Origin of the sequence: Gemmiger formicilis (genome assembly GCF_016901605.1) — a bacterium.
Taxonomy (GTDB): domain Bacteria; phylum Bacillota; class Clostridia; order Oscillospirales; family Ruminococcaceae; genus Gemmiger; species Gemmiger formicilis_B.
On the sequence record NZ_JACJKP010000953.1, the window covers coordinates 1 to 218 of the forward strand.

The 218-nt window shown below is 56.9% G+C and carries 1 pseudogene; it reads right to left on the bottom strand.

Going from position 1 to position 218, the window contains the following annotated elements:
• Positions 1–218 (bottom strand): annotated as a pseudogene (locus H6B10_RS18515) (glycoside hydrolase family 3 protein); the annotation flags it as partial.

Here is a 218-nt window from a genome sequence, read left to right on the forward strand (position 1 = left end):
CCCAGTAAGTCCTCATCAAAAGACGCAGCCAGACCAATTGCCTGCGGAAATACGGTTGCCGTTCCAGCGCGTCCCACGCCATGAATGCCCTCGTTCCACCAGTTGTATGCAGGGATGCCCAGACGCGGAATGGCCGGAGCCCAGCTGAGCATTTGGCTGATTTTTTCTTTCAGCGTCATTTGTGCAACCAGTGCGCGTGCCCGCTCCCGGTATTGTTC